Origin of the sequence: Pseudonocardia kunmingensis (genome assembly GCF_006716445.1) — a bacterium.
In the GTDB taxonomy this organism is placed as follows: domain Bacteria; phylum Actinomycetota; class Actinomycetes; order Mycobacteriales; family Pseudonocardiaceae; genus Pseudonocardia; species Pseudonocardia kunmingensis.
In genome coordinates this window covers 404,872-418,949 of sequence record NZ_VFPA01000006.1, presented here as the reverse complement: position 1 = coordinate 418,949, position 14,078 = coordinate 404,872, and the positions used below count along the sequence as shown (strand labels likewise).

Here is a 14,078-nt window from a genome sequence, read left to right as displayed (position 1 = left end):
TCGCGACCGGGTTCACCGGGTCACCCCCGCCGCCTCGCGCTCCGCGTGCTCCGCAGCGCCGGTGGCCTCGCCCGCAGCGGCCCCGTGGCCGGCCCGGGCGGAGGCGTGCCGGCCGCGGGCGGCGACGACCTCGTCGTACACCAGGGCGGTGGCCGCGGCGACGCGCTCCCAGTCGTAGCGGGCGAGCACCCGGTCGCGCCCGGCGATGCCGTAGGCCGCGCCCATCGTCGGCGAGCTCAGGAGGTCGCGCAGCGCCGCGGCGAGCAGGTCGGGCCGGCGCGGCGGGACGAGCAGGCCCGTGACGCGGTCGACGACCGTGTCCTGGATGCCCCCCACCGCGCTCGCGACCACCGGCCGCCCGCACGACATCGCCTCGAGCGGCACGATGCCGAACGGCTCGTACCACGGCGTGCACACGACGGCGTCGGCCGAGCGCAGCAGCGCGGGCACGTCGGGGCGGGCGACGGGGCCGACGAGCCGCACGCGGTCGGCCACGCCGTGGCGCTGCGCGCACTCGCGGAGCCGGGCGGCGTCGGGGTCGCCGTCGCCGGTGCCGCCTGCGACCACGAGCTCCGCGGCGGGAACCCGGCGCAGCGCCTCGATCACCTCGTCGACGCCCTTGCGCCGCACGAGGCGCCCGAGCGCCAGCAGCCGCGGCCGATCCCCCCGCGGGGCGGCGGGCCCGTCGGCGCTGAACTCCACGGTGTCCACGCCGCAGGGCACCACGGTCGTGCGGCGTCGCGGCGCTCCCATCCTGGCGAGCTCGAACACCTCGTCGGTGCACGTCGCCAGCACGCGGTCGGCCTGGCGGGCGACGGCGAGCTCGGCGCCGACGCGGCCCTGCGGGCTCGTGTCGTCCTCACGCTGGTGGCGGCGCTTCACGCTGCCCAGCGCGTGGAAGGTCTGCACGACCGGGAAGCGTCCGGCCGCCGCGGCGAGCGCCACCATGCCCGACATCCAGAAGTGCGCGTGCACCACGTCGGGCGGGTCGGCCGTCCACGCCTCGTCGAGCGCCTGGGTGAACGCAGGCAGGTGCGGGACCAGCCCGTCCTTCGGCACGTACTCGGGGGGTCCGGCGCTGACGTGCCGCACGACGACGCCCGGACGCAGGGGCACGCCGTCCGGGAGCCCCACGGCGTCGCGGCGGGTCCAGACGGTGACCTCGTGGCCCGCGTCCGCCAGTGCCGAGCTCAGCTCCAGCACGTGCACGTTCTGGCCTCCCGCGTCGACGCCGCCGAGGGCGGCGAGCGGGCTGGCGTGTTCCGACACCATGGCGATGCGCATCGGCGGTCAGCTCCTTCCGGTCGTGGCGGCCGCGACGGGGCTGCGTCCGAGGCGACGGGACCCCGCGGGACGGGCGGGCGCGCCGTCGGTGACGGCGTGCAGCGCGGTGTCCCAGTCGGCGAGGAAGCGGTCCAGGCCGTAGCGGCGCAGTGCGTGCTCCCGCGCGGAGGCGCCGGTGCGCCGTGCGAGCTCCGGCTCGGCCACGAGCTCGCGCAGCGCCTGCGCGAGCCGGGCCGGGTCGGTCGAGAGGTGTCCGGTGCCGGGCGGCACCGCCTCCACCGCTTCGGTGGTGGCGAGCGCCACCACCGGCATGCCGAGGTGCATCGCCTCGATCAGCGACAGCCCCAGCGAGGTCCAGCGCAGCGGGTGCAGGTACGCCCGTCGCCGCGCCATCTCGGCGTGCATCCGGTGCTGCGGCAGGTCACCGCACTCGTGGATGTCGAGGTCGTGGCCGACCGCGTCGCCCAGGTGGGCGCGCAGGCCGTCCGTCCCGATGCCGAACACGTCCAGCGGGACGGCGCGGGAGAGCTCCGGCAGCAGGTCCGTCCCGGTGATCCGGCCCCGCCGCACCGGCTCGTTGACGACGACCGCCGCCGCCTCCCGTTCGCCGGTATAGCGGTACCCGGGGTCGACGACACCGTGCTCGATGACCCGGGTCGGGGTGCTGCCGGTGTCCCACATCAGCTGGTTGAAGTGGGTGACGTGCACGAGCAGCACGTCGTCGCGGTCGGCGACGGGGTGCCGGCTCGTGGCCGCGTGCTCCCGTGGCGCGTTGTGCTCCAGGTACACCGCGGGCACGTCCCGGCCGGGGGCGCGCCCCAGCCACCGCTGGGCGAGCGCGAACTCCTCGGGCCGCTGCAGCACGACCACGTCGACGTCGGTCTCGGCCAGCTCGTCCGGGCTCGTCTCGACCGCCGACGCCGGCCAGTCCCACGCCGCCGGCCGCCCGCCGCCCCATGGCCCGCGCTCGGGCAGGGTGGGGAGCAGGTACCGGTGCGGCCCCTGGACGAAGGCCGTCGTCCACGACCCGTGCACGTGCCAGACGAGGATGTTCACGCTCAGGGGTTCGCCCAACCGCCGTGGATCAAAACGAGATTCCCCCAACCGCTACTCCGCGGAGTGGTCACAGCACCGTCCGTGGTTGCCGGATACGTGTCCGGCCGGTGGGTACCTGCGTGCGGTGAGCACCCGCAGCGACCTGTCCCGCATCGCCGCCGACTCCTTCGGCTGGTCACACCTGCGACCCGAGCAGATCGACGCCATGGAGCACGCGGTGCACGGCCGCGACGTGCTCGCCGTCCTGCCGACCGGCTCCGGCAAGTCGGCGATCTACCAGGTGCCCGCGCTGCTGCGGGACGGGCCGACGGTCGTGGTCTCGCCGCTGGTCGCGCTGCAGCACGACCAGCGCGAGGGCCTCGCCGAGAGCGGCGCGCCCGACGCGGTGGCCGTCAACTCGGTGCAACGGCCGGGCGAGAACCGCGCGGCGTGGGAGGCCCTGGACGACGGCTCCGCGGAGTACGTCTTCCTCGCTCCCGAGCAGCTGGCGAACGACGAGGTCGTGGAGCGCATCCGCGAGGCGGGCCCCGGCCTGTTCGTGGTGGACGAGGCGCACTGCGTCTCGGAGTGGGGGCACGACTTCCGGCCGGACTACCTGCGCCTCGGCTCGGTCGTCGAGCGGCTGGGGCACCCGCCCGTCATCGCGCTGACCGCGACGGCGGCGCCACCGGTGCGCCGCGACATCGTCGAACGGCTCGGGCTGCGCGACCACCACGAGGTGGTGGCGGGCTTCGACCGGCCCGAGCTGCGGCTCGCCGCCCACCACCACGCCGACGCCGACCAGCGCCGCGCCGAGGTCGAGCAGCGCGCGGTGGAGCTGACGGGCCCCGGGCTCGTGTACTGCGCGACCCGCAAGGACACCACCGCCTACGCCGAGGCGCTGGCGGCCCGCGGGGTGAGCGCCGCCGCGTACCACGCGGGCCTGTCCCGCGCGGACCGCGCCGACGTGCACGAGCGCTTCATGGACGGCCGGCTCGAGGTCGTCGTCGCCACGTCGGCGTTCGGGATGGGGATCGACAAGCCGGACGTCCGCTTCGTGCTGCACGCCGCCACGCCCGCGTCGCTGGACGCCTACTACCAGGAGATCGGGCGCGGCGGGCGCGACGGCGACCCCGCGGTCGCCGAGCTGCACCACCACGCCCAGGACCTGAACCTGCAGCGCTTCCTCACCGCCCGGCGCCCGAAGCCGGACGCGCTGCGCGCCGTGCTGGCCGCTCTCGGCGACGGGAAGACCCGCACGCCGAAGGAGATCGGCGACGCGAGCGGCGTCTCCCCCACCCGCCGGACGTCGGCGCTGAACCTGCTCGAGCAGGCCGGCGCGGTGGCCACCGACGCCGACGGGCGGAGCCGCGCGACGGGCATGCGGGCCGACGAGGCCGTCGAGCGGGCCGTCGAGATCGCCGAGCACCGCCGGGAGACCGTGCGCTCGCGGATCGAGATGATCCGCGGCTACGCCGAGACCACCGACTGCCGCAGGCGCCTGCTGCTCGGCTACTTCGGTGAGCAGCACGCGCAACCCTGCGGGCACTGCGACAACTGCGAGGCCGGGACGTCCCGGGAGGCCGGGCCCACCGAGGCCGACGACCCCGGCGCGCAGGAGCAGGTGCAGCACCCCGAGTGGGGCGAGGGCGTGGTCATGTCGACCGAGCGCGACCGGGTCACGGTGCTGTTCGCCGAGCACGGCTACAAGACGCTCGCGCTGGACGCCGTCCGCGAGAACGACCTGCTGGAGCCCGCGGCGGAGGCGACGAACGGCACTTCCGTCGGATAGGTACCGACGAAAGTGCCGTTCGTCCGGTCACGGGCTCAGCCGGGCAGCGTCTCCCCGCCGATCGGGGCCAGTACCTCGCCCGTGTAGTAGCTGGAGAGCCGGTCGGCGGCGAAGAACACGTACGACGGCGCGATCTCGTCCGGGTCCGCGGCCCGGCCCATCGGCACCTGCTTCCCGAACGACTCCACCTTCTCCGGGGGCATGGTGGCCGGGATGAGCGGCGTCCACACCGGACCGGGGGCCACGCAGTTGACCCGGATGCCGCGGTCGACGAGCGACTGGGCCAGCGAGTAGGTCAGGGCGTTGATCGCGCCCTTCGTGGCCGAGTAGTCGATGAGGCTCTTGTTGCCGCGCAGCCCGTTGATCGAGCTGGTGTTGATGATCGCGCTGCCCTCGCGCAGGTGCGGCAGCGCCGCCTTCGTCACGCGGAAGTAGCTGTGGATGTTGATGTCGAAGGTGTGCGTCCACCGCTCGTCGGTGATCTCCTCGGGGGAGTCGACCGGCTCCTGGGTGGCGACGTTGTTGACGACTACGTCGAGCCTGCCCAGCTCGGCGACCGTGCGCTCGACCACGTCGACGCACTGCGCGGCCTCGGCGAGGTCGCCGCGCAGCAGCAGGCAGCGCCTGCCCTCGGCCCGCACGAGCTTCGCGGTGTGCTCGGCGTCGGCGTCCTCGTCCAGGTAGGCCAGCGCCACGTCGGCACCCTCCTTGGCGAAGGCGGCGCAGACGGCGCGCCCGATGCCCGAGTCGCCCCCGGTGACGAGCGCGACCTTGCCGGCGAGCAGGTCGCGCCCGGTCCAGTCGCGCATCTCGTCACGGGGCTCGGGCGCCATCTCGCCGGTCTCGCCGGGCGGGCTCTGCTGCTGGGCAGGTGGTGTCGGGTCGGACATGCGGTCGTGTCCTCTCTCTGCGGAGACGGGTGGGTCAGCGGTCGGCCCAGCGCGCCGACAGCGCGCACAGCGCCGCCCAGAACAGCGCGAACGCGACGACCTTCGGCCTGCGGTCGCGGGCGGGCAGCTGCGTGCCGAACACCAGGGCGTCGGCGGCGTCGGATACCACCCGCGCGGCCAGTGCGACCCGCAGGGCCGGGCCGCGGGGGGCGAGCACCATCGCCGTGCCGATCGCGGCGTCCCGGGCACCGATGCCGCCGACGAGCACGCGCACCCCGGCGTCGACGTCCTCCCCGTCCGGGCCGCGGGTCAACCCGCAGGGCCGGGCCAGCAGCACCGGTCGGACCGCGATCGCCACGCTGTAGGCGGCGGTGAGCACGCCCAGGATCCGGGGGAGGTAGCGCATGCCGATCGAGGTGCCCCCGTCCCGGCCGGTCAAACCCGCGTGCGGACCGCCGGTCGCGGGTACCACCAGCGGCGTGCGCATCGACGGCAGCGTGATCGTGGTGACCGGGGCGTCCAGCGGCATCGGCCGGGCGACGGCCGTGGCCCTCGCGGAGCAGGGCGCGCGGCTCGCGCTGCTGGCGCGCCGGGAGGACGCGCTCGCACAGGTCGCGCGCGAGTGCGCCGCGGCCGCGGGCGCAGGCGACCGCACGCTCGTCGTGCCGGCCGACGTCAGCGACGCGGACGCGGTCGAGGCCGCCGCCCGGGCCACGGTGGAGCACTTCGGCCGGCTCGACGGCTGGGTCAACTGCGCGGCCGTCACGATGTTCGGGTCGTTGCTCGACGTGCCGCTCGCCGACCTGCGCCGGGTGCTGGAGGTCAACCTGCTCGGCTACGTGCACGGGGCGCGGGCCGCGCTCCCCCGCTTCGTGGCGCAGGAGGCCGGTGTGCTGGTGAACGTCTCCTCCCTGCTCGGCCGGATCGCCCAGCCCCACGGCTCGGCGTACACGATGTCGAAGTTCGCGATCCGCGGCCTGAGCGTCGCCCTGCGCGAGGAGCTGCGCGGCGTCCGCGGGGTCTCGGTCTCCACGGTGCTGCCCGCGGCGGTCGACACCCCGATCTACGCCGCCGCCGCCAACCACAGCGGCCGCGTCCCGCAGCCCCCGCCGCCGGTCTACACCGCCGAACGCGTCGCCCGGGTGATCGTCCGGCAGCTGCGCAGGCCGCGCCGGGAGGTGGTGGCCGGCGGCCTGCTCGGCCGCGCGTTCGTGCTGCAGCACGTCGTGGCGCCGCGCGTCGCGGAGCGGGTCCTCGCGATCGACGTGGAGCGCTCCCTGCGCCGCGACGGCGTGGTGCCCGCGACGTCCGGTGCGCTCCACGTCCCGGGGGCCGCACCCGCCGCGGTCGACGGGGGCTGGGCAGGTGCGCGGCGGGAGCGGCGCCGGCGCGCGGCAGGCCTGGTCGCGGCCGCCGCGGGCGCGGTGACCGTCGCGGCCGCGGCTCGCCGGCGGGCCCGCTGACCGCCGCCGCGCGCACCCGGGGGGTCGGTCCTAGACTTCCGGCGTGACCGCCGCCCGGCAGCTCCCCTTCGGTGCCGCGGCCGGAGAGCTGGGCCGGATCGTCAGCGCCCGCGACTGGTCCGCCACCCCCCTCGGTCCGGTCGGCACGTGGCCGGGAGCGCTGCGCGCGGCCGTCGCGCTGGTGCTGGAGTCGCCGTCGCCGATGCTCGTCTGGTGCGGCCCCGACCTCGTCGCGCTCTACAACGACGCCTTCGCCGCCCAGGTCGGGGACGCCCACCCGGCAGCCCTCGGCGCCCCGGGCGAGCACGGGTTCGCCGAGGCGTGGCCCGCGCTCGGACCGGCACTGCACCGGGTCCTCGCCGACGGCGAGGCCGTCGCGGGCACCGACCGGTCGCTGCTGCTGCAGCGCGGCTCCCGGCCGCAGGAGACCTGGTGGACGTTCGCCCACTCCCCGGTCCGGGACGAGGACGGCACCGTCGTCGGCGTGTTCACGACCGCCACCGAGACGACCGGGCGCGTGCTCGCCGAACGCAGGCGCGCCACCCTCGCGGCGATCGGCGAGCTGTCCGCCGTGCGGCTGGACGCCACCGGCCCCGGCGCGGGAGACGGGGCGACCGACGCGGTCGCCAGCGCGGTCCTGGACGCACTGGCCCGCGACCGCCGCGACGTCCCCTTCGCGGCGCTGTGCCGGGCCGACGGCCCGGACGGCACCGCGCCCCTGCGGGTGGCCGCGGCGTACGGGATCACGGGCCCGCTGCCGACGCTGCCGGCTGCGGACGACGCGGGAGCCGACGGCGGACCCGTCGACGCGGGCTCCGCCGTCCGGCAGGCGCTGCGCACCGGGACGCGCGTGGTGGTCGGCGGGCTGCGCGAGCGCTTCCCCGGGACGTTCCCCCCGCCTCCGCACCCGCCCGGGCCCCTCCCCCCGGACACCGCGGTGGTGCTGCCGTTGGGCGGGTCCGAGGGCAGCACGCCGCACGGCGCCCTCGTCCTCGGCGCCTCCCCCTACCTCCCCCTGGACGAGGACCAGCTCGCCTTCCTCGACGACGTCGCCGCCCACGCCGGCGCGGTGCTGGCCGATGTCGACCGCGTCGCCGCGATCCGCCGCGGCGCCACCGGGGGCTCCGGTGCGTCGGGCCCGACCCTCTACGAGGACGGCGAGCGCTACCGCACGCTGCTGTCCCAGGCGCCGGTGGGGATCTGGGTGGCCGACCGCAGGGGCGCCACCACGTTCGCCAACGAGCAGGTGGCGCAGCTGTGGGGCCGCCCGGTCGGCGAGCTCACCGGGAGCGCCTGGGTCGAGGGGGTGCACCCCGACGATCGCGAGGCGACGGTCGCGGGGTGGAGCGCCGCCGTGCGCGACGGCAGCGTCTGGGACACGACCTACCGCATCAGCGGCCGCGACGGTGCGCTGCGGCACGTCCACGCCACGGCGCGCCCGCTGCGCGACGCCGCGGGCGCGCTCACCGGATTCCTCGGCACGACGGTCGACGTCACCGAGGAGCGGCAGGCCGAGCAGATCCGCCGCGACGTCGCCGCCGAGCACGCCGCCCGCGCGGCCTCCGAGGCCGCGGCCGCCCGGCTGCGCGCGATGGTGCAGGGCCTCGCCGCGATCGTGTGGGAGGCGCAGTGGCGGCCGGACAGCCGCAGCCTGCGGTTCACGTTCGTGTCCGACCGCGCGGAGGAGCTCCTCGGCCACCCGGCCGAGCGGTGGTGCGACGACGCAGGCTTCTGGCCCTCGATCATCCACCCCGAGGACCGCACCGAGGCGCTGGCCACCACCAGCGACCGCACCGAATCGGGCCTCGACCACGACATCAGCTACCGCGCGGTGTCGATCGACGGCCGGGTCCTGTGGCTGCACCAGGTGGTGCACGTCGTCACCGGCACCGACGGGGCGCCGATCACCGCGCAGGGGCTCACCGTCGACATCACCGAGCAGAAGCGCGCCGAACGCTCGGCCGCGCTCCTCGCCGAGACCGGGCGCCTCGTCGCCGACGGCGGCAGCGCCGAGGAGCGGCTCACCCACCTGGCCGACCTCGTGTTCCGCGACCTGGGCGACGCCGCGGTGGTGTCGATGACCGGAGCGGACGGGCTCCTGCGCCAGGTCGCCGTCGCCTGCGACGACGCCACCACCGCGGGCGCCCTGCGCGAGCTGGGCCCGACACGGCTCCCGACCCCGCTGGCCGAGGCGTTCGCGCCCGGCCAGCCCGTCGTCGTCCCGGTCACCGACCAGCTCAACCGCTCGACCGCGCACGAGGGGGACGCGGACGCGCGCATCGCGCTGCACGCGAGCAACGCCCTCGTCGTCCCGCTGCGGATCGGCGAGCGGGTGGTGGGCCTGCTCGCGTTCGTGAACTTCGGGTCGAGCCGCTACTACCACCCCAGCGAGCTCGACCTCGCCGCGGAGCTGGGCCGGCGAGCGTCGCTGATGCTGGCCGCGGACCGCCAGCGCACCCGGGAACGGCACCTGCAGCAGGTCAGCGGGGACCTGGCGTCCGCGGGCAGCGTCGCCGAGGCGGCCCGGCTGCTCGTCGCGCGGCTGCCGGGCGTGCTGGGGGCCGACGCCGTCAGCGTGCACCTGGCCGATCCGGAGCGCGGCATCCGCCTCGTCCACGCCGACGGTCACGGGCCCGCCCACCGCGAGACGATCGCCGCCCCGCGCCCCGACGACGAGGTACCGGTCGCCACCGCCGTGCGCACCGGGGAGCCGGTGTGGATCCGCGACCGCGACGAGTGGGCGCGGGAGTGGCCGGGCCTCGTCGCGGCGGCCACCGCGGACGGCCAGCACGCCGCCGCGACGTTGCCGCTCACCGCCGCCGGGCGGGTCGTCGGGACGATCGGGCTGGCCTTCCGCACCGAACGGGCGTTCCCCCGTGACGAGCGCGAGTTCGTGCTCGCCCTCGTCGCCCAGGCCGCACCCGCGTTCGAGCGCGCCGCCACCGCCGACGAGCGGCGGCTCATCGCCGAGACCCTGCAGACCAGCCTGCTGCCCCCCACCCTGCCCCGCCTGGAGCGGCTGCCGCTGGCGTCGCGGTACCTGCCGGCCGCACGCGGGGCGCAGGCCGGCGGCGACTGGTACGACGTGCTGCCGCTCGACGACGGGCGGGTGGCGATCGCGGTCGGCGACGTCGTCGGCCAGGGCGCGCGCGCCGCCGCGATCATGGGGCAGCTGCGCAGCGCGCTGTCGGGCTACCTGCTGGAGGGCCACGAGCCCGAGCAGGCCCTCGAACGGCTGGACCGGTTCGCCGCGCGCGTCCCGGGAGCCACCGGGAGCACGGTGGCCTGCCTCGTGCTCGACCCCGAGACGGGCGGGCTGCGCTGGGCCCGCGCCGGGCACCCGCCGCCGCTCGTCGCCGGCCCCGACGGGTGCCGACCGCTGGAGGACGCGGCGGGCACCGTGCTCGGCGTGCGCGGCAGGCCCGCGTACACCGCGGGCAGCGCCGCCCTCCGGCCCGGCGAGACGATCGTGCTCTACACCGACGGGCTGGTCGAACGGCGCGGCGAGCTCGTCGACGACGGCATCGACCGGCTCGCCGCGCTCGTGGCCCGCCACCACGCGCTCGCCCCCGCTCCGCTCACCGACGCCCTCCTCGCCGGGGCCCTCGCGCCCGGCGCCGACGCGGAGGAACCCGACCCGGCCGACGACGTCGCGCTCATCGTCGCCCGGCTGGCGCCGGCGCCGCTGCGGCTGGTGCTGCCCGCCGAGGCCGCGGTCCTGCGGGAGCTGCGGGCCACGCTGCTCGCCTGGACCGCCGCGGCCGGAATGGACGAGGACGACGTCTACGACCTGCAGCTCGCCGTCGGGGAAGCGGCCGCCAACGCCGTCGAGCACGCCTACCGCGGCCGCGCGCCGGGCCCGATGGCCGTCGAGCTCGAACGCGACGCCGACGGCGGTGTCCGCGCGCACGTGCGGGACGAGGGCGCATGGCGTCCCGTGCCGGAGGACAAGGGCTACCGGGGCCGCGGGCTGGAGCTCATCCGGGACGTGAGCAGCCGGATGCAGCTGAACCACGGGCCCGGCGGCACCGAGGTGCTCTTCACCGTCCCGCCGTCGGGCGGCCCGCCCGCCACCGTCGAGCCCACCCCGCGGCCGGCCCGCCCGGCACCGACCGGGCCTGCCGCGCTGCGTCCCGGGCCCGGCCCGGACGGGCGGTCCGTGCGGGTGCACGGCGAGCTGGACCTCGCGGGCGTGCGGTGCGTGCGCGACGAGCTGCTGCAGGCCGCGGCCGCGGGCCACGAGCTCACCGTGGACCTGCGGCCCACGACCTACCTGGCCAGCGCCGGCATCGCGCTGCTCGTGGAGGCCGACCGGACGGTCCGCGCCGCAGGCGGTCGGCTGCGCCTGCTCGTCGCCCCCGCCGACGTCGTGCGCCGCGCGCTGGCCCTCAGCGGCGTCGACGACGTGCTCGAGCTGCACGACGCGGACGGCTGACCGGGGGCGCGGGACACCGCGGGGCACGCCGACCCGTTCGGCGGACCCACGGACGGTTGGCGCTCCCGCCACCGGTTACCCGGGGCTTCCGACCTCGTCCACGACCCGAGGAGCCGCCGTGGCAAGCCAGCCCGCGTCCGCCCGCGAATCCGGCCCCCTGCCGGGCGACCAGGCCGCCACCCCGACGGAGATCCCGGCCCGCGGGTGGTGGCAGGTGGTCCGCCGCGCGATGCGGGAGAGCAGCGCCGACCACGTCCCGATGCTGGCGGCCGGGGTGGCGTTCTTCGCCTTCCTCGCCGTGTTCCCGGCGCTCATCGCGGCGTTGACCGTCTACGGGCTGGTGGCCGACCCGGCACAGGCGGCGGCCCAGGTCGAGGGGCTCGCGGCGGCGCTCCCCGAGCAGACCCGGCCACTGGTCGCCGACCAGCTCGGCGCGATCGTGTCCACCAGCGGCGGCGCGCTCGGCCTGGGGTTGGTCGTCTCGCTGCTCGCCGCCCTGTGGTCGGCCTCCAGCGGTACCGGGAACCTCATGCAGGCGGTCAACATCGCCTACGACGAGGAGGAGTCGCGGGGCTTCGCGCGGCTGCGCGGCACCGCGCTGCTGCTCACGTTCGGCGCGATCGTGTTCGTGCTGGTGGCGCTGGCGCTGGTCGCGCTCGTCCCGCCGCTGCTCGACGCGCTCCCGCTCGGCCCGCTCGGCACGCTCCTCGCCCAGGTCGTGCGGTGGGGCCTGCTGATCACCGTGGTGATCGTCGCGCTCGCGGTGGTCTACCGCGTCGCGCCCGACCGGGACGCGCCGCGGATGCGCTGGGTCAGCCCCGGGGCGGTGGTCGCCGCCGCCCTGTGGATCGTCGGCAGCCTGGCCTTCAGCCTCTACGTCGACAACTTCGGCAGCTACAACAAGACCTACGGCGCCCTCGCCGGCGTGGTGGTGCTGCTGCTGTGGCTGTACCTGACCAGCTACATCGTCCTGCTGGGGGCCGAGGTCAACGCCGAGTCCGAGCGGCAGACCCGGCGCGACACCACCCACGGGCCCCCGGCGCCGATGGGCGAGCGGCGTGCGGTGGCCGCGGACGAGGTGGCCGAGGGGCCCGGCTGACCGCGGACCGGGCGGATCAGGCGTCGAGCTCGCACAGCACGTCGTCGAGGGTCTCCCGGTGACCGAGCACCGGGCCGAGCTGGGTGATCTCCAGGACCCGGCGGACGATCCGCGGCCCGTCCACCGTGCTGAAGCGCACCCCCGCGGCCTCGGCCCGGCGGCACGCGTCGAGCAGCACGACCAGGCCGGTCGAACCGCAGAACGTGAGGCCTGCGAGGTCGACCACCACGCAGCGCGGGGTGGAGGCCACGGCGTCCCGCGCGGCGTCGCGCAGCACGTCGGCGGTGCCGGCGTCCATCTCCCCGACGGGCGACACGACCAGCACCCCCGGCCGCGCCTGCGAGACGGCGACCCGCAGCAGACCCGCCGGGACCGTGCGCCGTGCCCCGCAAGGGGCGCTGGCGGGGAGCTCGGATCCGTGGGTCATGCCATCCCGTTCCGTACGCGGGCCTGCGAGGGTGCCCTTCGGGACGTGCTCGCGCGGCCCACCCTGCCCCCGGCTCGCAGGCGTGGCAAGTGCCGCCCACCCACCTGGACCAGCCGACCACGCGGGCGTGTGGGAGTGCCGTCACGCTGCGTCGCGGCGGCGCGCCGGCTGTTTGATCGATCCCCCTGCGGGTGATACGGCGGGATGGGAGATGAGCGTTCCACGTCCACCGCCGACCACGGGGAGCGCGGCGCACCGACGCTGCGCCGCGCGATCACCCGGCGCGCGCTGCTGCTGTTCGTGGTCGGGGACATCCTCGGGGCGGGCATCTACACGCTGGTGGGCGAGGCGGCCGCGCAGGCCGGGGGCGCGCTGTGGCTCGCGCTCCTGGTGGCGCTCGGGCTCGCGCTGCTGACGGCCGCGTCCTACGCGGAGCTCGTCACCCGCTTCCCGCAGGCGGGCGGCGCCGCCGTGTTCGCCCACCGCGCGTTCGGCAGCCGGGCGGTGTCGTTCCTCGTGGGGTTCTGCGGGCTCGCGGCGGGCGTCACGAGCGTCGCGGGGCTGTCGCTCGCGTTCGCCGGGGAGTACCTCGACGCGCTCGTGCCGCTCCCGGCGCTTCCGGTGGCGCTGGTGTTCCTCGTGGCGGTCGGTCTGCTCAACGCCCGCGGGATCAGCGAGTCGATGCGCGCCAACATCGTCATGACCCTCGTGGAGGCCGCAGGCCTGGTGCTCGTCGTCGTGCTCGGCGCGCTCGTCATCGGGCGCGGTGACGCGGACGCGTCCCGGCTCGCCGACCTGCCACCCGGCGGGGCGGGCGGGGTTGCGCTCGCCGTGCTCGCCGGGGCGGCGCTCGCGTTCTACTCGTTCGTCGGGTTCGAGACCTCCGCCAACATGGCCGAGGAGACCCGCGACGTGCGGCGCAACTACCCCGTCGCGCTCATCGGGGGCCTGCTGCTGGCCGGTGCGCTCTACCTGCTCGTGGGGCTCGTCGTCACCCTCACCGTGCCGGTCGAGGCACTCGCGGGCTCCACGGGTCCGCTGCTCGAGGTGGTGCGCCTCGCCGACGTCGGGATCCCGGTCTGGCTGTTCTCCGTGGTCGCGCTCGTGGCGGTGGCCAACACCGCGCTCCTGTCGGGCATCTACTCCAGCCGCCTCGCCTACGGCATGGCCACCGACGGGCTGCTGCCCCCGGTGCTCGCCCGGGTCCTGCCCGGCCGCCGCACCCCGTGGGTCGCGATCGTCGCCACGCTGGCGGTCTCCATGGCTCTGACGCTCACCGGTGACCTGACCGACCTCGCCAACACCGTCGTGCTGCTGCTGCTCGTGACGTTCGGCAGCACCAACCTGGCCGTCATCGTGCTGCGCCGCCGCCCCGACCAGGGCGAGCCCGACCACGTCCGGATCCCGCTCGCCCTGCCGTGGCTCGGGCTGCTGTCCTGCGTCGCGCTCGCCGCCCAGCAGGAGGCCACGGTGTGGCTGCGCGCCGCACTGCTCCTCCTGCTCGGGGTGGTCCTCTACGGCGTGGCCCGGCTCGGCGACCGTGCGGCCCGTCGCTGCTCCGGAGCCGTCCAGGAACCCGGACGGGGGTAGACGCCCCACTCGTGGGTAGTCGGAGGTGACGCAAGAGGCAGTGACGGATCGTTCGATCCCGAC

10 protein-coding genes are annotated in these 14,078 nt (G+C 76.4%); 5 read left to right on the top strand and 5 right to left on the bottom strand.

The features are described from left to right. Window positions 1-12: 12 nt before the first annotated feature. Together FB558_RS38465 and FB558_RS38460 are read right to left on the bottom strand one after the other, a co-directional pair. Entirely contained in the window at window positions 13-1,284 is a 1,272-nt protein-coding gene (locus tag FB558_RS38465; protein WP_142063023.1) for a glycosyltransferase, read from the bottom strand. 6 nt (window positions 1,285-1,290) lie between these two features. Continuing rightward, entirely contained in the window at window positions 1,291-2,340 is a 1,050-nt protein-coding gene (locus tag FB558_RS38460) for a glycosyltransferase (protein WP_142063021.1), read from the bottom strand. 124 nt (window positions 2,341-2,464) lie between these two features. Here FB558_RS38460 and FB558_RS38455 point away from each other — a divergent pair, with 124 nt between their 5' ends. Next, window positions 2,465-4,111, top strand: coding sequence for a RecQ family ATP-dependent DNA helicase (locus FB558_RS38455; RefSeq protein WP_246107068.1), 1,647 nt, complete (start codon window positions 2,465-2,467; stop codon window positions 4,109-4,111). Between the two features lie 35 nt (window positions 4,112-4,146). On the opposite strand, the gene FB558_RS38450 is transcribed toward FB558_RS38455, so the two are convergent. Together FB558_RS38450 and FB558_RS38445 are read right to left on the bottom strand one after the other, a co-directional pair. Next, window positions 4,147-5,001, bottom strand: a complete 855-nt coding sequence (locus FB558_RS38450) for an SDR family oxidoreductase (RefSeq protein ID WP_142063015.1) — start codon at window positions 4,999-5,001, stop codon at window positions 4,147-4,149. A gap of 34 nt (window positions 5,002-5,035) precedes the next feature. Next, window positions 5,036-5,488, bottom strand: a complete 453-nt coding sequence (locus tag FB558_RS38445) for a hypothetical protein (protein WP_246107067.1) — start codon at window positions 5,486-5,488, stop codon at window positions 5,036-5,038. Between FB558_RS38445 and FB558_RS38440 the strand changes: the two genes are divergently transcribed. The 3 genes from FB558_RS38440 (at window position 5,481) to FB558_RS38430 (ending at window position 11,998) form a co-directional block, all read left to right on the top strand. Next, entirely contained in the window at window positions 5,481-6,464 is a 984-nt protein-coding gene (locus FB558_RS38440; RefSeq protein ID WP_142063012.1) for an SDR family NAD(P)-dependent oxidoreductase, read from the top strand. The two genes, FB558_RS38445 and FB558_RS38440, sit on opposite strands and share 8 nt — an antisense overlap. A 43-nt stretch (window positions 6,465-6,507) precedes the next feature. Then, window positions 6,508-10,899, top strand: a complete 4,392-nt coding sequence (locus tag FB558_RS38435; RefSeq protein WP_142063009.1) for a SpoIIE family protein phosphatase — start codon at window positions 6,508-6,510, stop codon at window positions 10,897-10,899. Between the two features lie 118 nt (window positions 10,900-11,017). Next, on the top strand, window positions 11,018-11,998 hold the full coding sequence (locus FB558_RS38430) for a YihY/virulence factor BrkB family protein (RefSeq protein WP_246107066.1): 981 nt from the start codon (window positions 11,018-11,020) through the stop codon (window positions 11,996-11,998). 16 nt (window positions 11,999-12,014) lie between these two features. Here FB558_RS38430 and FB558_RS38425 read toward each other — a convergent pair whose 3' ends face one another. Further along, window positions 12,015-12,425: an STAS domain-containing protein gene (locus FB558_RS38425; RefSeq protein ID WP_142063006.1), complete on the bottom strand. Its 411-nt coding sequence runs from the start codon at window positions 12,423-12,425 to the stop codon at window positions 12,015-12,017. A gap of 204 nt (window positions 12,426-12,629) precedes the next feature. On the opposite strand from FB558_RS38425, the gene FB558_RS38420 reads away from it, so the two are divergent. Then, window positions 12,630-14,015: an APC family permease gene (locus FB558_RS38420; protein ID WP_142063002.1), complete on the top strand. Its 1,386-nt coding sequence runs from the start codon at window positions 12,630-12,632 to the stop codon at window positions 14,013-14,015. Window positions 14,016-14,078: the final 63 nt, after the last annotated feature.